The 17,747-nt window shown below is 69.0% G+C and carries 16 protein-coding genes and 1 pseudogene; 6 read left to right on the plus strand and 11 right to left on the minus strand.

Going from position 1 to position 17,747, the window contains the following annotated elements:
- The first annotated feature begins 38 nt into the window (after positions 1 to 38).
- From MQH10_RS22465 to mazG, 4 genes are all read left to right on the plus strand, one after another.
- The gene (locus tag MQH10_RS22465; protein WP_242566217.1) at positions 39 to 1,454 is read left to right on the plus strand and encodes an alpha/beta hydrolase family protein; all 1,416 of its coding nucleotides are present in this window, start codon (positions 39 to 41) and stop codon (positions 1,452 to 1,454) included.
- A gap of 61 nt (positions 1,455 to 1,515) precedes the next feature.
- On the plus strand, positions 1,516 to 2,004 hold the full coding sequence (locus tag MQH10_RS22470) for a hypothetical protein (RefSeq protein ID WP_242566218.1): 489 nt from the start codon (positions 1,516 to 1,518) through the stop codon (positions 2,002 to 2,004).
- Positions 2,005 to 2,090: 86 nt separating this feature from the next.
- Entirely contained in the window at positions 2,091 to 3,521 is a 1,431-nt protein-coding gene (locus MQH10_RS22475; RefSeq protein ID WP_242566219.1) for an MFS transporter, read from the plus strand.
- A 2-nt stretch (positions 3,522 to 3,523) separates the two neighbouring features.
- The gene (mazG, locus tag MQH10_RS22480) at positions 3,524 to 4,315 is read left to right on the plus strand and encodes a nucleoside triphosphate pyrophosphohydrolase (protein ID WP_242566220.1); all 792 of its coding nucleotides are present in this window, start codon (positions 3,524 to 3,526) and stop codon (positions 4,313 to 4,315) included.
- Positions 4,316 to 4,318: 3 nt separating this feature from the next.
- On the opposite strand, the gene MQH10_RS22485 is transcribed toward mazG, so the two are convergent.
- From MQH10_RS22485 to dusB, 9 genes are all read right to left on the minus strand, one after another.
- Complete coding sequence (locus MQH10_RS22485; RefSeq protein ID WP_242566221.1) at positions 4,319 to 4,642, minus strand: hypothetical protein; 324 nt, start codon at positions 4,640 to 4,642, stop codon at positions 4,319 to 4,321.
- Positions 4,643 to 4,645: 3 nt separating this feature from the next.
- On the minus strand, positions 4,646 to 5,959 hold the full coding sequence (hflX, locus tag MQH10_RS22490) for a GTPase HflX (RefSeq protein ID WP_242566222.1): 1,314 nt from the start codon (positions 5,957 to 5,959) through the stop codon (positions 4,646 to 4,648).
- On the minus strand, positions 5,956 to 6,204 hold the full coding sequence (gene hfq, locus MQH10_RS22495) for an RNA chaperone Hfq (protein WP_242566223.1): 249 nt from the start codon (positions 6,202 to 6,204) through the stop codon (positions 5,956 to 5,958). The genes hflX and hfq overlap by 4 nt, the downstream gene beginning before the upstream one ends.
- A 101-nt stretch (positions 6,205 to 6,305) precedes the next feature.
- On the minus strand, positions 6,306 to 7,169 hold the full coding sequence (locus MQH10_RS22500) for a D-amino-acid transaminase (RefSeq protein WP_242566224.1): 864 nt from the start codon (positions 7,167 to 7,169) through the stop codon (positions 6,306 to 6,308).
- Positions 7,169 to 8,560, minus strand: a complete 1,392-nt coding sequence (gene ntrX / locus MQH10_RS22505; RefSeq protein WP_242566225.1) for a nitrogen assimilation response regulator NtrX — start codon at positions 8,558 to 8,560, stop codon at positions 7,169 to 7,171. Before ntrX ends, MQH10_RS22500 begins: the two co-directional genes overlap by 1 nt.
- Positions 8,560 to 10,800 carry a sensor histidine kinase NtrY-like gene (locus MQH10_RS22510; protein ID WP_242566226.1) on the minus strand — a complete coding sequence of 747 codons (2,241 nt, stop codon included), beginning with the start codon at positions 10,798 to 10,800 and terminating at the stop codon, positions 8,560 to 8,562. Before MQH10_RS22510 ends, ntrX begins: the two co-directional genes overlap by 1 nt.
- A gap of 86 nt (positions 10,801 to 10,886) precedes the next feature.
- Entirely contained in the window at positions 10,887 to 12,317 is a 1,431-nt protein-coding gene (locus tag MQH10_RS22515; protein ID WP_242566227.1) for a sigma 54-interacting transcriptional regulator, read from the minus strand.
- Positions 12,314 to 13,438, minus strand: a complete 1,125-nt coding sequence (locus MQH10_RS22520; RefSeq protein WP_242566228.1) for a two-component system sensor histidine kinase NtrB — start codon at positions 13,436 to 13,438, stop codon at positions 12,314 to 12,316. The genes MQH10_RS22515 and MQH10_RS22520 overlap by 4 nt, the downstream gene beginning before the upstream one ends.
- The gene (dusB, locus tag MQH10_RS22525) at positions 13,435 to 14,445 is read right to left on the minus strand and encodes a tRNA dihydrouridine synthase DusB (protein WP_242566229.1); all 1,011 of its coding nucleotides are present in this window, start codon (positions 14,443 to 14,445) and stop codon (positions 13,435 to 13,437) included. Before dusB ends, MQH10_RS22520 begins: the two co-directional genes overlap by 4 nt.
- A 121-nt stretch (positions 14,446 to 14,566) precedes the next feature.
- Here dusB and MQH10_RS22530 point away from each other — a divergent pair, with 121 nt between their 5' ends.
- Both MQH10_RS22530 and MQH10_RS22535 read left to right on the plus strand, forming a co-directional pair.
- The gene (locus MQH10_RS22530) at positions 14,567 to 15,712 is read left to right on the plus strand and encodes a bifunctional 2-C-methyl-D-erythritol 4-phosphate cytidylyltransferase/2-C-methyl-D-erythritol 2,4-cyclodiphosphate synthase (protein ID WP_242566230.1); all 1,146 of its coding nucleotides are present in this window, start codon (positions 14,567 to 14,569) and stop codon (positions 15,710 to 15,712) included.
- Positions 15,713 to 15,796: 84 nt separating this feature from the next.
- Entirely contained in the window at positions 15,797 to 16,291 is a 495-nt protein-coding gene (locus MQH10_RS22535; RefSeq protein ID WP_242566231.1) for a CinA family protein, read from the plus strand.
- On the opposite strand, the gene MQH10_RS22540 is transcribed toward MQH10_RS22535, so the two are convergent.
- Both MQH10_RS22540 and lipA read right to left on the minus strand, forming a co-directional pair.
- Entirely contained in the window at positions 16,288 to 16,749 is a 462-nt protein-coding gene (locus MQH10_RS22540; RefSeq protein WP_242566232.1) for a type II toxin-antitoxin system RatA family toxin, read from the minus strand. The two genes, MQH10_RS22535 and MQH10_RS22540, sit on opposite strands and share 4 nt — an antisense overlap.
- Before the next feature lie 4 nt (positions 16,750 to 16,753).
- Positions 16,754 to 17,715: pseudogene (lipA, locus tag MQH10_RS22545) on the minus strand (lipoyl synthase).
- Between the last annotated feature and the right edge of the window lie 32 nt (positions 17,716 to 17,747).

Raw genomic sequence — 17,747 nt, forward strand, 5'->3', positions numbered from 1 at the left:
TGTAGGATCATCGTCGACACCCTGGGGAGGGACGGGCCATGCGGCCTCTGGAAGTCCTGGTCATCCTGTTGATCGGCGCGGTCCTGGCCGCGCCGTGGCTCCCCTGGACCGCAGTGCGACGCGCCCTGCGCCCCTTGCCCCTTCTCCTGCTGCTCGCGGCGATCGCCCAGATCCTGATCGAGGGCGCGCGCTGGCAGATGGCGCCGGCCTACGCCCTGGTCCTGGCCGTGATCCTCCTGCCGCTCGCGGCCGGCGAGGGCCGGGGCGACAGATCCCCTGGCGCCCTGGCGCTGGGCGCAGCCGCCCTGGTGCTCGCCGTGGTCCTCCCCCTCGCCTTCCCGGTCTTCGACCTGCCCCGCCCGGACGGCCCCTATGGGATCGGCACGGTCACCTATGACTGGACGGATCCGAACCGACGCGAACTCTTCACCGCCGCGCCCGGCGACCATCGCGAACTCATGGTCCAGGTCTGGTATCCCGCCGCGCCAAACCCGCGGGCGGCCCGCGCCCCCTATATCGCCGACGGCATGGCGCTCGCCCCCCTGGCGCGCCTGCTGCACATGCCGGGCTTCGTCTTCCAGCACTTGAAATACGTCCGCACCAACGCCATGCCCGGCGCGCCCATGGCCCGCGGCGGACGCTTCCCGTTGCTGATCTTCTCCCACGGCCGCGGCGGGTTTCGGCAGCACAACAGCCTGGAGATCGAATCGCTGGTGTCCCACGGCTATGTGGTCGCCGCGATGGACCACACCTATGCCGGCGCCGGCGTTGACTTCCCCGACGGGCGTCGCATCGCCATGGCCGAGGGCATGAAGGTCCGCGGCGTGCTCAACCGCTACCTGCCCTATCTGGCCCAGGACGTCAGCTTCACCCTCGACCGTCTGACCGCCATGGACCGGTCCGACTCGCAGGGCGTGCTCACCGGGCGTCTCGACCTCGACCATGTAGGCATGTTCGGTCTGTCGATGGGCGGGGCGATCACAGCCGAAGCCTGCCTGCGCGATCCCCGCCTGCGGGCCTGTCTGCCGATGGACGTCTTCATGCCCCCCGATGTGGTGCGCTCAGGCCTGGCCCAGCCGACCCTCTGGATCAGCCGCGACGCCGCCACCATGGCCCTGGAGGGCTGGGCGCGGCAGGACATCGACGAGACCCAAACCACCATGCGCACCGCCTATGCGGCCGCCCGCGGCGACGCCTATCTGGTCCTGATCCCCGGCATGTTTCACCAGAACCTGTCGGATTTTCCCTATCTGGTCGTCTCGCCCATTGACCGCTGGATAGGCCTCGACGGTCCGATCGACGCGCGGCGGGTCCATCAGATCGAGACCCGCTACAGCCTCGCCTTCTTCGACCGTTACCTGAGGGGCCTCGGTTCCCCCTTGCTCGACGCGCCGTCTCCTCAATTTCCCGAGGTTCAGTTCCAGCGCAGAACCGGCGCGGTCGAAACGCGATAGCCCGCGAACCGCCACAATCTGGCGCGAGCCTTTCACTCTGTCATGATCGGGAGGAGCCCCCATGCGCCTGTTGCTGACCACGACCCTCGCCGCCGCCAGCCTGGCGGGCGCGGCCTTCGCGGCCCCCGCCTCTGTCACCGTCAAGATCTCGCCTCAACTCCAGCAGGACGCGGCCAGGACCTATGGGACCGCCGAGGTCCAGCGCCTGGCTGACGACCTTAAGCGCGACGTGATGCGGCGGCTGACGGATACCGGCGTCCTCAGTGGCGCAGAGATTGAACTGACCCTGGTCGACGCCAAGCCGAACCGGCCGACCTTCCAGCAGATGCGCGACAAGCCCGGCCTGTCCTATCAGAGCCATGGGGTCGGCGGGGCGCGAGTCGAGGGCAAGGCGATCTCGGTCGACGGCACGATCACCCCGATCGCCTACCAGTGGTACGAAACCGACATCCGTAACACCTGGTATCAATCCACCTGGGGTGACGCCAATACGGCCTTTGAACGTCTCGCGAGCCGCCTGGCGCAAGGCGAAACCTACGCCAGCCGCTAAGCCCCCTTGCCTCCTTCCGCTGCGCGAGGTCTGATCCTGCCGCGCGTCGGCGGCGTATTCGACCGGCCGCAGGGAGCGAAATGGAAATGGCTGGCGAGCCGCAGAGGCGATCGAACTGGACCTTGGCGGCCTATGCCGCCCCCTGCCTGCCTCTGGCGGGCCTCGGCCTGCCCCTGGTGGTCTACCTGCCGGAGTTCTACGCCAGCGAACTGGGCCTGAGCCTAGCCCAGGTCGGCTTCGCCTTCATGATGGTCCGCTTCCTGGACATGGCCTTCGACCCCTTCATTGGCGGGGTCATGGACCGCACCCGCACACGGTTCGGTCGCTTCCGGCCCTGGTTCGCCATCTCCGCCCCGATCCTGATGATCGCCACCGCCATGCTGTTCATGGCCAAGCCCGGGGTCACCACGCTCTATCTCTGGACTTGGCTGCTCGTGCTCTATGCGGGCGTGTCGATCTCCAGCCTGGCGCAGCTGGCCTGGGGCGCCGCCCTCTCGCCGGAATATGACCAGCGCTCGCGCATCTATGCCTGGTGGCAGGGCGCGAACGTCGTCGGCATGATCCTGGTTCTCACCCTGCCCGCGTTGCTGCCGATGATTGGCGTCAAAGGACATGCCGCCGCGGTCGGGGCGATGGGATGGTTCGTGGTCGCGCTCCTGCCCCTGGCGGTCGGCCTGGCGATCTGGAAGGTGCCGGAGCCCCTGGTCGTCAAGAAAGCCGCACGTTCGGGCTTCGCCGAATATTTCAAGCTGCTGCGTCGCCCGACCGTCGCCCGCCTGCTGATCGTCGACTTCCTGGTCGGCACCGGCCCCGCCATCACCGGCGCCCTGTTCTTCTTCTTCTTCGTGCGGGTGAAGGAGTTCGACAAGGCGACCGCCAGCCTCTTGCTGCTCACCTATTTCATCGGCGGCCTGATCGGCGCCCCGATCTGGACCCGCCTGGCCTACAAGATCGGCAAGCATCGCGGCCTCGCCGTCTCGGGCCTGTTCTACGCCGCCGTCACCTTGGGCACCTACATCATGCCGGCCGGCAACCTGCCGGTGGCTGTCGTGATGATGTTCCTGGCCGGCCTGCCCTATTCCGCCGGCGCCTTCCTGCTGCGCGCCATGATGGCCGACGTCAGCGACGAGGTGCGGCTGGAGACCAAGATCGACCGCACGGGCCTGCTCTATGCGCTCCTGTCCGGCACGGTGAAGATCGGCTCGGCCTCGGCCGTGGGCATCACCTTCCCTGTGCTGGCCATGATGGGCTTCGACGCCCACGCCAAGGCCGGGACCAGTGGTCTAGCCGGCCTGCAGGCCATGTTCACCCTGGTTCCCGCCGGCCTGGCCCTGGCCGCCAGCGCGATCATCGCCGGCTACAAGCTGACCTCCGAGAAACACTCCGAGATCCGCGCCGGCCTGGACGCCCATGACAAGGCCGAGGCCGCCCACGACCTGGCCGAAGCCGCGCCGGAAATGGCGGCGGAGCCCAAGTTCGTCGAGGAGATCCACCCCGTCGCCCGCCCGGCGGAGTGATCATGGCGGAGGCGGAGCGACCGATCGACCGGCTGCTGGCCATCATGGCCCGGCTGCGCGATCCCCAGGGCGGCTGTCCCTGGGATCTCGAACAGAGCTTCGCGACCATCGCGCCCTACACGGTCGAGGAGGCCTATGAGGTCGCCGACGCCATCGAGCGCCACAACCTCTCCGACCTGCGCGAGGAGCTGGGCGACCTGCTGTTCCAGGTCGTCTTCCATGCCCGTATGGCCGAGGAACAGAACGCCTTCGCCTTCGACGACGTGGTCGAGGCCATCTGCGAGAAGATGCTCCGTCGCCATCCCCATGTGTTCGGCGAGGCCGAAGCCCGCACCAGCGACGAGCAGACCGCCGCCTGGGAGGTGATCAAGGCCCAGGAGCGCGCGACCAAGGGCAAGGCCGAAAGCCTGCTCGACGACGTCCCCGCCGGCCTGCCGGCCATGACCCGCGCCGTGAAGCTGTCCAAGCGCGCCGCCAGCGTCGGCTTCGTCTGGCCGACCATCACCGAGGTGATGGACAAGCTGCACGAGGAGGTCGGCGAACTGGAGGCCGAGATCGCCGCCGGTGATCGGGAGAAGGCCCGTGCCGAACTCGGCGACGTCCTGTTCGTCGCGGCCAATATCGCCCGGACCCTGGACATCGATCCCGAGGACGCCCTGCGGGCCACCAACGCCAAGTTCTCTCGGCGCTTTCGCTTCATCGAGGCGGCGTTGCGCGAACGCGGCAAGACGCCCGCCCAGTCCGATCTGGCCGAGATGGACGCCCTGTGGAACGCGGCCAAGGCGGCGGAATAGGGCCTAGGCCAGGCAGGCCGCGATGATCAGCACCGGCCAGATATAGGGCGACCACAGGAGCGGCCAGATCAGGTCGTCGGCCCGCCGCCGGAAGGCGAACCAGGCGAAAAGAGGCCCGAGGATCAGGGCCACCGGAAACGCCATGGCCGCCACGAAAGCGATCACCGCCCGATGGTCGTCGGCGACCTGCGCCAGCGCCAGCGCCAAGGCCTGCAGGGCGACATAGACGGCCGGCGCCAAGGCCGCGATCTCCAGCCCGGTCATGACCCGCAGATGCAGCGGCGCACGACGCCGCTCCGGGCCGATGGCGACGTAGTCCATGCCCATGATTCAGCTCGTCAGGCCCGCATGCGGGAACAACTGCTCGAACTGCCCCAGCGCCTGCGGGCTGAGTCGCACCGCCAGATGGACGCCGCCCGCATCGTCGTCTTCCCGCTGCATCACCCGCCCATGGCGATAGAGCCAGGCGATCGCCGCGCCCTCGCCGGCCGGGGCATGCACGCTCACCGGCGGCGCCTCGTCCACGAGCCCGGAAATGGCGGTGAGCAGGTCGGATATCCCCTCCCCGGTCACGGCGGACACGGGAATGGCGGGAACCCCGCCACGGCGGGCGTCGCCCAGCACCTCGTCCTTGGTGTCCGGATCGAGCAGGTCGATCTTGTTCCAGACCTCGATCAGCCGCCGCTCGTCGATCTCGACCTCCAGCCGAGACAGGACCTCCCGGACATCGGCCGCCTGGGCGTCGCTGTCGGGATTGGAGAGATCGCGGACATGCAGGATCACGTCGGCCTCGCGCACCTCCTCCAGGGTGGCGCGGAAGGCTTCGACCAGTTCGTGCGGCAGGTCGGAGATGAAGCCCACGGTGTCGGACAGGATGCAGGGCCGCCCATCGGGCAGGTTCAGGGTCCGCAGCGTCGGGTCGAGGGTCGCGAACAGCATGTCCTGCGCCACGACCGCCGACTGGGTCAGGCGATTGAACAGGGTCGACTTGCCGGCATTGGTGTAGCCGACCAGGGCGACCGAGGGCACAGGCGCGCGTTGGCGAGCGGCGCGCTGCAGATTGCGCGTGCGGCGCACCTCCAGCAGGTCGCGCTTCAGCTTGGCGATCTTCTCGGCGATCAGCCGGCGGTCGGTCTCGATCTGGGTTTCCCCCGGACCGCCCATGACCCCGAAGCCGCCGCGCTGGCGTTCCAGGTGGGTCCAGGTCCGGACCAGACGCGACCGCTCATAGGACAGCCGCGCCAGTTCGACCTGCAGCCGGCCTTCACGGGTCCGGGCCCGGCGGGCGAAGATCTCCAGGATCATGCCCGTCCGGTCCATGACCTTGACCTGCCAGGCCTTCTCCAGATTGCGCTGTTGGACCGGCGTCAGCGCGTCATCGACCACAGCCACGGCTGCGTCGTGCGCCTCGCACAATTCCCCGATTTCCTCGACCTTGCCCTTGCCGAACAGGGTGGCGGGCGTGACCTTTCGCAGCGGCGCGATGATCGCATCGCGCACCTCGAGGTCGAGGGCGAGCGCAAGGCCCACGGCTTCTTCCAGGCGCGCCTCAGCGCTCCGGCCGGAGCCGCGGTCCCCGCGTTCGGGATGGATGACGACGACGCCCTGGACGGGCGCCGCACGGTCTATGGGTTTTGAGCTCAATCCGTCTCGTCTTCCGCCGGCTCGTACAGCTGCACAGGCTGGGCCGGCATGATGGTGGAGATCGCGTGCTTATAGACCAGTTGCGACTGGCCATCGCGACGGAGCAGGACGCAGAAGTTGTCGAACCAGCTCACCACGCCCTGAAGCTTCACGCCATTCACCAGGAAGATGGTCAGCGGCGTCTTCGACTTGCGCACGCTGTTCAGGAACGTGTCCTGGAGATTTTGTTTCTTTTCGTTCGACATGGCTTGTCGCCCTTTGTTCTGGTTCGGGGGCGAAATCACCCCCACACACGCAAGGTCACGCTAGCGCGCCGTCTGTGACCGGCGCAATCGCGCAATAGAGTCTAGATCGCGGTCTCCCGCGCCCGCTCGATATAGAGGCGACGGAGCCGACTTGCCACCGGTCCCACAACCCCTTTTCCAACCGGGGCGCCGTCGACCGCCACCACGGGCAGGACCAGGGAGCCGGCGCCGGTGATAAAGGCCTCGCTCGCCGCCTTGGCTTCAGCCGGCGTGAAAGGCCGCTCATCCACCTTCAGGCCGCTCTCGCGGATGATGTCCAGCAGGGTGTGGCGGGTGACGCCGCGCAGGATGTTGGCGTTGGTGTCGCGGGTGCGCAGCGTCCCGTCCCCATCGACGATCCAGGCGTTGGACGACGCGCCCTCGGTCACAAAGCCGAGCTCGTCCACGAACCAGGCCTCGGCCGCGCCCTTCTCCTTGGCCGCCTGCTTGGCCAGCGCATTGGGCAAGAGGCCGACGGTCTTGATGTCGCAGCGGCCCCATCGGTTCTCCGGCGTGGTGATCACCGAGACGCCCTTGGCGGCCTTGGCCTCGGAGGCGGCGCGATCCACCGCCTTCACCGTGATGACCACCGCGGGGCTCACCGGATCGGTCGGGAAGGCGTGGTCGCGCGGCGCGACGCCGCGGCTGACCTGCAGATAGACCAGCCCGTCCCGCACCCGGTTGCGCCGCACCGTCTCGCGCAGCACCACCAGCAGCGACCGCTGGTTCATCGGCATCGGAATCTTCAGTTCCGAAAGGCTGCGCTCCAGGCGGGCGAAATGGCCTTCCGGGTCGGCCAGCTTGCCGTCGAACAGGGCCCAGACTTCATAGACCGCGTCCGCCAGCTGATAGCCGCGATCCTCGATGTGCACGGCGGCCTCGCCGTGGCGCTCATAGGCTCCGTTCACATAGGCGATGCGGCCCATCAGGCGTCCTCTTCTTCCAGCGGTCGGGCCCCGGACAGGCCCAGGGATTTCAGTTTGCGGTGCAGGGCGGACCGCTCCATGCCGATGAAGGCGGCGGTGCGGGAGATGTTGCCCGAGAACCGCAGCATCTGGGCGTTCAGATATTCCCGCTCGAACACCTCGCGGGCCTCGCGCAGGGGCAGAGAGATGATCCGCTCGGCGCCCATGGACGAATTGCTGTCCGACGGCGCGGCGTCGCCCGGCAGCATGTCGGCGGTGATCGGCTCGGCCGGATCACCCGAGGCCAGGATCAGCATCCGTTCGATATTGTTGCGCAGCTGGCTGAGATTCCCCGGCCAGGCCCGCACCTGCAGGGTGGCCAGGGCGTCATCGGCCAGGCGGCGGCGGGCCATGCCGGTCGCCTCGCAGATCCGCTGGATGAAATAATCGACCAGTTCGGGGATGTCCTCGCGGCGCTCCGACAGGCCGGGCACCGTGACCGGCACCACGTTCAGCCGGTGGAACAGGTCCTCGCGGAACCGTCCGACGGCGATTTCCTCGCGCAGGTCGCGGCAGGTCGAGGAGACCACCCGCACATCCACCTGCACGTCGGAGCCCCCGCCCACCCGGCGGAATCGCTGCTCGACCAGCACGCGCAGGATGCGGCTCTGGGTCTCGCGCGGCATGTCGGCCACTTCGTCGAGATAGAGCGTGCCGCCGTGGGCGCGTTCGAACACGCCGATCTTGGCCGGACGGCCGCTCTCCGCCTCCTCGCCGAACAGTTCGACATCGACCCGCTCCGGCGTCATGCCGGCGGCGCTGATCACCACGAACTCGTTCTTGGCCCGGGGGCTGGCGGCGTGGATCATCCGCGCCACGGTCTCCTTGCCGGCGCCGGGCGGTCCGGCGATCAGCACCCGGCTGTTGGCGCTGGCCAGCTTGGCGATCAGGCCGCGCAGTTGCTGGGTCGCCACCGAGCGGCCGATCAGGCCGTCGGGCGCGATGGTCTGAACCCGCAGGCGGCGGTTCTCGCGCTTGAGGTTCGTGGTCTCCAGCGCGCGCTCGACCACCAGCAGCAGCCGGTCGGACTTGAAGGGCTTCTCCAGGAACTCATAGGCCCCGCGCTTGATGGCGCTGACCGCGGTTTCGATATTGCCGTGACCGGAGATCATGATCACCGGCAGGTCGGGATCGAGCTCCTTGACCAGGTCGAGCAGCTCCAACCCATCCATGCCGCCGCCCTGCATCCAGATGTCGAGCACCAACAGGGCCGGCTTGCGGGCCTTGATGGCCGCGAGCGCCGATTCCGAGTCGTTGGCGGTGCGCACCGCATAGCCCTCGTCGGAGAGGATGCCGGCCACGAGTTCGCGGATATCGGCCTCGTCGTCGACCACCAGAACATCAGCCGCCATCAGCTCACCTCCACATTCGTCTCGACCATCGCCGGCGCGGATCCGGTGCGGATCATCGCCATGGTCGGCAGTTTCAGGATGGCCCGGGCGCCACGGCCGCTCCGGGCGTCGGTCAGAATCAGTTCCCCGCCATGGTCCTCGAGGATGCGTTTGACGATGGCGAGACCGAGGCCGGTGCCCTTTTCACGCGTGGTGACATAGGGCTCGGTCAGGCGGTCACGGTCCTTGGCGGGCAGGCCCAGGCCGTTGTCCTCGACGGTGATGGTCAGGCCTTCGGTATCGACCACCAGCTCGGTGGTGATCTTGCCCTTGGGCTTGGGGGTCTCGGCGACCCGCGCGGCCACGGCCTCCGAGGCGTTCTTCAGCACATTGGTCAGGGCCTGGGCCAGCATGCGGCCATCGGCCAGCAGGGTGATCTCCGGGATCGGCTCGCGCAGCTCGACGGTGATGTCCGGCGTCGCCACGCGCTGGGCGAACACCCCGGCCCGCAAAAGCTCGGCCGCATCCTGCTCGGCGAACTTGGGCGCCGGCATCCGCGCGAAGGAGGAGAATTCGTCGACCATCCGGCCGATGTCGCCGACCTGGCGAACGATCGTGTCCGTGCAGCGATCGAAGACCTCCAGGTCCTCGGCCGGCACGCCCTTGCGGAACTTACGCTGCAGGCGCTCGGCGGAGAGCTGGATGGGAGTCAGGGGGTTCTTGATCTCGTGAGCGATGCGACGGGCGACGTCGCGCCAGGCGGCGTTCCGCTGGGCCGAGACCAGGCGGGTGATGTCGTCGAAGGTCAGCACCAGGCCGTCCGAGGTGCGGCTGGCCCGCACCCTCAGGCGGCGGGTGTCGCGCGCCCGGGCGACGTCGACCTCTTCCTCGGCCTGGCCGGCGATGCGGGCGTTCTCCGCGATGACCGCGAATTCGGGCGCCACCTGGTCCAGGGCCCGCCCATGTCCGCGGTCGCCCGGCAGGTCCAGCAGGGACACGGCCTGGCGATTGGCCGCCGAAATCAGTCCTTCGCTGTCCGTCGCAATGACCCCGGCCGACACCTCCGCCAGCACGGTCTCGATGAACTGGCTGCGCTCCTTGGCCTCGTCGCCGGCGAATTTCAGGGCCGCCTGTTGGCGCTGAAGATCACTGGTCATGTTATTGAAGGCGCGCGACAAAACAGCGATCTCCTCAGGATCGCTGTCGGCGTCGACCCGCGCAGTGAGGTCCCCACCGGCGACCCGGCCCGCCGCCTGCACCAGGCGCGCCACCGGGCCCGAGATGCCGTTCGCCGCCGCCATCCCCAGCCACACCGCGCCGACCAGCACCAGGAGCGCGGTCTCCCCATAGGACAGGGCGAACACAGTCTGGATCCGCGCCCGGCTCTGGGCCGCTTCGCGATAGGAGACCACGGAGGTCTCGGCGTCGCGCAGCTGGCTGATCATCCCCTTGGCCAGGGGGCGCATCACATAGAGATAAGCGTCCGGAAAAGCGCGCAGCCGGTAGACGGCCCGCACCATGTCGTTGGGATCGAAGGAGGCCGAGATGGTGTCGCCCTCGTCCGCCGCCTTGAAGCGGGCCGGCGACGGGGTGACGAAGGCCGGGGCGTCGTCAGCCTCGGCGCGGGCCAGGATGCGGCCGTCGCGGTCCATGACATAGGCCGCCTGGAACGCGTGATAGGACGCCTGCTGGGCCAGGAAGTGGCTGAAGGTCACCGGACTGGCCTCCAGTCCCGGCGCGGCGCGGTTCAGGTCGGCCGACATGAGGGCCACATGGTCGCTGATGTAGCGCTGCTGATCCTCAAGATAGGATCGCGAAATGGTGGCGGAGTTCTCGACCACGGTCTGGACCCGGCTGGAGAACCAGTTGTCGACCCCGCGATTCACCAGCACGCCGTAGAACAGCGCCACGACCACGGCAGGCGCCACGGCGGCTAGCGCGAACAGGGTGACGAAGCGCAGGTGCAGACGCGCGCCGGCGTCGCTGGACTGGGCGTCGAGCAGGGCGAGCAGCCTCAGGCCGACCACGCCGGCAAGGCCCAGGATCAGCACCAGGTTGAAGCCCAGGATCACCAGGATGTTGCGGCTGGCCGGCGCCAGGGGCCCGGTCTCCGGCGGCGCGGCCGCCAGCAGGATCGCCACCCCGGTCAGGATGGCCGCGAGCGCATAGCCGCCGCCCAGGACATAGCGCGACTGCAACGCGCGCCACAGCTGTGCGGCGCGCGTCGACCGAGCCTCAACATCGTGACCCAGGGACGCCATGCCCGGTCACCCTAGGCGGAACTGTGCCCCAAACTCAACAGTCTGTTGCGCAAAAGCGTCACTTTTCCGCGACGGCCGGCGTGGCCCTAGCGACGACCCCGGTTCATCTCCACGCCCAGGTCCTGGATCTTCTTGCGCAGGGTGTTGCGGTTGAGGCCCAGGATCTCCGCCGCGCGGACCTGGTTGCCGCGGGTCGCCGACAGGGTCAGCTGGATCAGCGGACGCTCCACCTCCTCCAGCACCCGGTCATAGAGCCCGATCGGCGGCAGGCCGTCCGGCTGCTCGGCGAAATAGCCGCCCAGGTGACGCTCGACGAGCGTGGCCAGGGTGACCGGCCCCTCCTGGCCCGGCGTGACCGGCTGCTGGTCGGCGAGCTCCCGCTCGACGATCCGCGCCGTGATCAGCTCCTCGGCATAGAGGGCGCAGATCCGACGGATCAGGTTCTCCAGCTCGCGCACATTGCCCGGCCAGAAGTGCAGCTTCAGGCGCTCCAGGGCGCTGGCGTCGATGGTCTTGGCCGGCAGGCCCTCGCGGTTGGCGCGCAGCAGGAAGGCGCGGGCGAGGTCCGGAATGTCCTCCACCCGATCGCGCAGCGGCGGCAGGCGCAGCGGCGCGACGTTCAGGCGGAAGAACAGGTCCTCGCGGAACAGGCCCTGCTGGATCAGGCCGCGCAGGTCGCGATTGGTGGCGGCGATGATCCGCACATTGGGCCGGCGGCCGGTCTTGGGGTTGAGCGCGGCCTCGGAGCCGTCGATCACCCGCAGCAGGCGGGTCTGGGCGTCGAGCGGCATGTCGCCGATCTCGTCCAGGAACAGGGTGCCGCCATCGGCCTCGACCAGCTTGCCGACATCGCCGTCCTCGCGGCCGAACAGCTCGGTCTCGACCCGCTCGCGCGGCACGGCCGCCAGGTTGATGACCACGAACTTGCCGTCCTTGCGCCGACCCATGTCGTGCAGGGCGCGGGCGACCAGCTCCTTGCCGGTGCCGGATTCGCCCAGGATCAGCACTGTCAGGTCCGCGCCGACAAGGCGCGCGATGGTGCGATAGACGTCCTGCATCGGGCCGGAGCGGCCGATCAGCGGCAGGCGCTCGTCGCGCACCGCCCGGGCCTGGGCCTTGGAGGCCTCGGAGTCCGCCGGTCGCGCCAGGGCGCGTCGGGCGACCGAGGTCATGTCGTCGAGGTCGAAGGGCTTGGAGACATAGTCGAAGGCGCCGACCTCCGCCGCGCTGACCGCGGTCAGCAGGGTGTTCTGGGCGCTCATCACGATGACGGGCAGCTTGGGCCGCTCCTTGCGGATGCGCGGCAGCACGTCGAAGACGTTCTCGTCGGGCATCATCACGTCGGTGACGACGAGGTCGCCCTCCCCGTCCGACACCCACTTCAGCAGCGTCGTGGCGTTGCCCGTCGCCCGGACCTGATAGCCCAGGCGGGTGAAGGCCTGGCTGAGCACCAGACGGATGGAGCTGTCATCGTCGGCGATCAGGATCTTCTTGTTGGCGTTGGCTACCGCGTTCATGCCGACACGTCCTCTTCGGAAACGATGGGCAGGAGCACACGGAAAGTCGTGCGCCCCGGCTCGGAGTCGAAATCGATCAGTCCGCCATGGGCGGCGACCAGCTTGGAGACCAGGGCGAGCCCCAGGCCCGCGCCATTGGCCTTGGTGGTGACGAAGGGCTGGAACAGGCTCTCGCGCAGATGGGCCGGCACGCCGGGACCATTGTCGGTGATCCGCACCTCCAGCGGCGCGCCGCGCAGGGCCTGCCCCTTGGAGGCGCGCACCCGCACCCCGTGACGGAAGGCCGTGCGAATGGTGATCTCGCCCCGGCCGTCGCCCCGGGAATGGGCCGCCTCGGCGGCGTTCTTCACGAGGTTGAGGAAGATCTGGATCAGCTGATCCTCGTCGCCATAGGTCGGCGGTAGCGAGGGGTCGTAATGCTCCTTCAGGCCCAGGCCGTCGGCCACGCCGTTGGCGGCGAGCGCCCGGACGCGATCGAGCACCTGGTGGATATTGACCGGTACGCAGTCCGGCAGAGCGTCATCGGAGAAGGCCTCCATCCGGTCCACCAGCCGACGGACCCGATCGGTCTCATCGACGATCAGCTGGGCGAGCGGGCCATCCTCGGCCTTGGCGCCCACCTTCAGCAGCTGGGCCGCGCCGCGAATGCCGGCCAGCGGGTTCTTGATCTCGTGGGCGAGCATCCGACCCAGGCCGACAATGGTGCGCAGGCCGGCCGCCTCCACGCCTCCGCCCCGTTCGACGCCGAAGGCCCCGCCCCGCACATGCAGGGTCAGCAGAACCGAACCGTCGCCGAGAGGTGCCGCGGCGCCATCCGCCTCGAACGAGGGATGTCCGAACAGCGAGATCACCACCCCGCGTTCGCGCACCGGAGCGTCTTCCTCCAGCGCCCGGTTCAGCAGGGAGACCAGGGCCGAGCCCGGCGGCAGGGCCGCCTGGAACCGCCCGCGGGTCAACAGACCCAGTCCCTGGCCGAACAACCGCTCCGCCGCCTCGTTCACCGCCACCAACGCGCCGTCCCGGCTGACCACCAGGGCCGGCTCGGGGGACAGCTCGAAGGCGGCCGCCTTGAGGGCCTCCAGATTCAGACCGCCCTGGACGGTCAAAGTGCGCCCTGTCATGCCGCCAACCTCTTCTCAGGATCGCGCCACAGCGCGCTCAGGCCATGCTCGACCCGGATGGCTTCCTCCTCACGGCAAAGCGCCTGTCGGGCGCTCCGCCTGGCCTCGGCCTGCATGGGCCAGGGCGCGTTATCGACGTAGGACGCCAGGTGCTTGCGGAAAATCCGCAGGCCCAGGCGATCCCCATAGAAGTTCAGGCTGTCGCGGAAGTGATCCAGCGCGATGGCCAACCGGGCCTCCGCGTCAGGTTCCACAAAATCCAGGCCCGCAAGACCCGCCTCGATCTGGGCGGCGACCCAGGGCCGGCCATAGACGCCGCGGCCCACCATCACCGCATCGGCGCCGGACTGCTCAAGCGCCAGGCGGGCGCTGCCCGCATCGACAATGTCGCCATTGACGATCACCGGCACGGCGACCTCGTCCTTCACGGCGCGCACCGCCGACCAGTCGGCGACGCCCTTGTAGAACTGGCTGCGGGTGCGGCCGTGGACCGTGATCGCCCGCGCGCCCCGCGCCACCGCGCGGGCGGCGATCTCCGGCGCGTTCTTCGAGCTCTCGTCCCACCCCAGGCGCATCTTGACGGTCACTGGCACATCGACGGCGTCGACGGCGGCGGCCACCAGGGCCTCGGCCAGGTCCGGCTCGCGCATCAGGGCCGAGCCCGCCATGGCGCCACCGGTGACTTCCTTGGCGGGGCAACCAAAGTTCAGATCGATCACCTGGGCCCCGGCGCGGGCCGCGAGCCGCGCGCCCTCGGCCATATGGACCGGGTCGCGACCGACCAGTTGCACCACCATCAGCGGCAAGCCTTCCCCCACCGCCGCGCGGCGAACGACATCCGGACGACCGCGCGAGAATTCGGCGCAGGCCACCATCTCGGTCGCCACATAGGCCGCGCCCAGGCGGCTGGCGGCCCGGCGGAACGGCAGGTCGGATACGCCGGTCATGGGCGCTATCCACGCCCGACCCGGCACCTCGACTACCCCGACTGCGAGCGTGTTGCTCATTTTCTAGTCATCCCCATCGCCCCCTTTTTAGGCACTTTGTGCGGCGCCGTAAAGCCCGCAGACTCCCCATTCCGAACAGCCCCGCTGGACATGGCCCCGCCTCGCCCTAAACAGACCGCCCATGAGCTTCTCCGTCGTCATCGTCGCCGCCGGCTCCAGCACCCGCGCCGGGCCGGGTACGCCGAAACCCTGGCGCGACCTGGCGGGCCGCCCCATCCTGAGGTGGTCGGTCGAAACCTTTCTGGCCGCAGGGGCTGAAGATATCGTGGTCGTCACCGCCGCCGACCGCATCTCCGCCGCGGACGACGCCCTGGCCGGCCTGCCAGGTTGGCGCGCCGTCACCGGCGGCGCCACCCGCGCGCTTTCGGTCCAGGCCGGTCTGGCCGCCCTGGCCGGCGATCCGCGGGATCCCGTCCTGGTTCACGACGCGGCGCGCCCCTTTGTCACCACCTCTCAGGTCGCCGCTCTGCTCACTGCCCTTGAGACCGCCGATGGCGCGATTCTCGCCCTGCCGGTCGCCGATACGCTCAAGCGTGGCCAGACGGAGATCGAGGCGACCTTGTCGCGGGACGGCCTGTGGCGGGCCCAGACCCCGCAGGCATTCCGGCGAGACATCTTGGCCGCGGCCTATGCGGCCTGGCCGGGTGACGCGGAGCCCACCGACGACGCGGCGGTGGTCGAGCGCACGGGCGGGCGGGTCGCCCTGGTCGCGGGCGATCCGATGTTGATGAAGCTGACCTATCCGGAGGATTTCGCCATGGCCGAGCGCCTGGCGGGCGGCGCCCGCGTCACCTGCATCGGCCAGGGGGTCGACGCCCACCGCTGGGGGCCCGGCGAGGCGGTCTGGCTTTGCGGCGTCAGGATCGATCACGACCAGACCCTGATCGGCCACTCCGACGCCGACGCCGGCCTTCATGCCCTGACCGATGCGATCCTCGGCGCGATCGGCGACGGCGACATCGGCGAGCATTTCCCGCCCACCGACCCGCAGTGGAAGGGCGCGGCCTCCGACCGATTCCTCCTGCACGCCGCCGAACGGGTGTCGGCCCAGGGCGGCCGCATTCTCAATGTCGATGTGACCCTGGTCTGCGAGCGCCCCCGCATCCGCCCGCATCGCGACGCCATGCGCGCCCGCCTGGCCGAGCTGCTCGGCCTGCCCTTGGCGCGGGTCAGCGTCAAGGCGACCACCACGGAGGGCATGGGCTTCACCGGGCGGCAGGAAGGCCTGCTGGCCCAGGCTGTCTGCGCCGTGGAGCTGCCCGCCTGACCGCGACTTGGCGGTTCGGACTTGTATCCTGGGGGGCGGCAATGCTGTGGTCCCCGTCCTGCCTCGTTCAACGGAGTCGCCCGCATGTTTAATCTCGAGATTGAGACCCTGGCGCGACTGCTGATCGACGAGGCCCGTCAGCGTTCCCTGCGCATCGTCACCGCCGAAAGCTGCACCGGCGGCCTGGTGGCCGGCGCCATCTGCTCCATCTCCGGCGCGTCCGACGTCTTCGAGCGTGGCTTCGTGACCTACACCAACCGCGCCAAGCAGGAGCTGCTGGGCGTGCCCGGCGACCTGATCGCCGACCTGGGCGCCGTCTCCGAACCCGTCGCCCGCATGATGGCCGAGGGCGCTTTGGAAAACTCCAACGCCCACCTCTCGGTCGCCATCACCGGCGTCGCCGGCCCTGGCGGCGGCACGCGCATGAAGCCGGTGGGCACCGTCCACATCGCCACGGCGCGCACCAATCACGGCCTGATGCACCGGCAGGAATTCTTCCAGCTGGAAACCCGCGCCGAGATCCAGCTCGCGGCGGTTCAGGCCGCGCTGCAGGCCATGCTCGATCGGCTGGTTCCCTAGGCCGGCCTTGCGCCGGGCCCATAGAGCTGGGCGGCCCGGTCGTCGAAACAGCCCATCAGCTTGGCGACCGCGCCCTCAAAGTTGCGCGACAGGAGGCCTTCCAGCAGGCGGGTCTTGAAGCTGAACTCGATGTCGAACTCGACCCGCGTTCCGGCGGGGTCGGGGTGGAAGACCCAGCGGTTTCTGAGGTTCGTGAACGGCCCTGACAGCAGCCCCACATCGATGGTGCGGCTCGCCGGGTCGCGCCGCACCCGGGTCGAGAACTTCTCACGCAGGAACGAGAACCCCACCCTGGCCTCGGCGTCGGCCCAGCTCACCCCCTCCGGATCCACGCGGTGGTTCCAGGTCCGCATGCCCGTCAGCCAGGGGACGAACTGCGGATAGGACTCGATATCCCCGACCAGGGCGAACAGCTGGTCGGGCTGGTAGGGCAGGATCCGGGTGACGTGGTGGCGCAAGAGCTTAGAGCGCCGCGTCCTTGGCCAGCCGCGCGGCCTTGAGCTTGGCGAAGTCCTCGCCGGCGTGGTGCGACGACCGGGTGAGCGGGCTCGCCGAGACCATCAGGAAGCCCTTGGCCCGGGCGATCTCCTCATAGGCCTTGAACTCGTCGGGATGGACGAAGCGGTCCACGGCGGCGTGCTTGCGGGTCGGCTGCAGGTACTGGCCGATGGTCAGGAAGTCGACGCCGGCCGAGCGCATGTCGTCCATGACCTGCATGACCTCTTCCTTGGCCTCGCCCAGGCCGACCATCAGGCCGGACTTGGTGAAGCGAGTGGGGTCGCGCTCCTTCACCCGCTCCAGCAGGCGCAGCGAATGATAGTAGCGGGCGCCGGGTCGGATCGAGAGATAGAGCCGGGGCACCGTCTCCAGATTGTGGTTGAACACGTCCGGCTTGGCGTCGATCACCGCCTCGGCGGCCGAGGCCGGCTTCCGCAGGAAGTCGGGGGTCAGGATCTCGATGGTGGTGTCCGGCGCCGCGGCGCGGATCGCCAAAACCACGGCGGCGAAATGGGCCGCGCCCCCATCGGCCAGGTCATCCCGGTCGACGAGGTGATGACCACATGCTTGAGCCCCATCTTGGCCACGGCGTCGGCGACGCGCTGCGGCTCGGTGGGGTCAAGCGCGTCCGGCTTGCCGGTCGCGACATTGCAGAAGGCGCAGGCCCGCGTGCAGACCTCGCCCATGATCATCATGGTCGCGTGGCTCTGGGTCCAGCATTCCCCGATATTGGGGCAGGCCGCCTCCTCGCAGACCGTGGTCAGGCCATGGGCCTTCACGATTTCACGGGTGGCGTTATAGCCCGCAGAGCCAGGCGCGCGCACGCGCAGCCACTCGGGCTTGCGCAGCATCGGCGTGTCCGGCCGGGCTTGTTTTTCAGGGTGGCGCGGACGCGCGCCGGTGAGGGTGTCGATGACCGTCGCCATGGCCCCTAGATCGGCGCTCAGGGGCTTCGGAT

Origin of the sequence: Phenylobacterium aquaticum (assembly GCF_022695515.1) — a bacterium.
In the GTDB taxonomy this organism is placed as follows: Bacteria; Pseudomonadota; Alphaproteobacteria; order Caulobacterales; family Caulobacteraceae; genus Phenylobacterium; species Phenylobacterium aquaticum.

What these genes read in the sequence shown, in the direction of transcription:
- MQH10_RS22465 (WP_242566217.1), top strand. Translation starts at nt 39, where the DNA reads ATGCGGCCTCTGGAAGTCCTGGTCATCCTGTTGATCGGCGCGGTCCTG.
- MQH10_RS22470 (WP_242566218.1), top strand. Translation starts at nt 1,516, where the DNA reads ATGCGCCTGTTGCTGACCACGACCCTCGCCGCCGCCAGCCTGGCGGGC.
- MQH10_RS22475 (WP_242566219.1), top strand. Translation starts at nt 2,091, where the DNA reads ATGGCTGGCGAGCCGCAGAGGCGATCGAACTGGACCTTGGCGGCCTAT.
- mazG (WP_242566220.1), top strand. Translation starts at nt 3,524, where the DNA reads ATGGCGGAGGCGGAGCGACCGATCGACCGGCTGCTGGCCATCATGGCC.
- MQH10_RS22485 (WP_242566221.1), bottom strand. Translation starts at nt 4,642, where the DNA reads ATGGGCATGGACTACGTCGCCATCGGCCCGGAGCGGCGTCGTGCGCCG.
- hfq (WP_242566223.1), bottom strand. Translation starts at nt 6,204, where the DNA reads ATGTCGAACGAAAAGAAACAAAATCTCCAGGACACGTTCCTGAACAGC.
- MQH10_RS22500 (WP_242566224.1), bottom strand. Translation starts at nt 7,169, where the DNA reads ATGGGCCGCATCGCCTATGTGAACGGAGCCTATGAGCGCCACGGCGAG.
- ntrX (WP_242566225.1), bottom strand. Translation starts at nt 8,560, where the DNA reads ATGGCGGCTGATGTTCTGGTGGTCGACGACGAGGCCGATATCCGCGAA.
- MQH10_RS22510 (WP_242566226.1), bottom strand. Translation starts at nt 10,800, where the DNA reads ATGGCGTCCCTGGGTCACGATGTTGAGGCTCGGTCGACGCGCGCCGCA.
- MQH10_RS22515 (WP_242566227.1), bottom strand. Translation starts at nt 12,317, where the DNA reads ATGAACGCGGTAGCCAACGCCAACAAGAAGATCCTGATCGCCGACGAT.
- MQH10_RS22520 (WP_242566228.1), bottom strand. Translation starts at nt 13,438, where the DNA reads ATGACAGGGCGCACTTTGACCGTCCAGGGCGGTCTGAATCTGGAGGCC.
- dusB (WP_242566229.1), bottom strand. Translation starts at nt 14,445, where the DNA reads ATGAGCAACACGCTCGCAGTCGGGGTAGTCGAGGTGCCGGGTCGGGCG.
- MQH10_RS22530 (WP_242566230.1), top strand. Translation starts at nt 14,567, where the DNA reads ATGAGCTTCTCCGTCGTCATCGTCGCCGCCGGCTCCAGCACCCGCGCC.
- MQH10_RS22535 (WP_242566231.1), top strand. Translation starts at nt 15,797, where the DNA reads ATGTTTAATCTCGAGATTGAGACCCTGGCGCGACTGCTGATCGACGAG.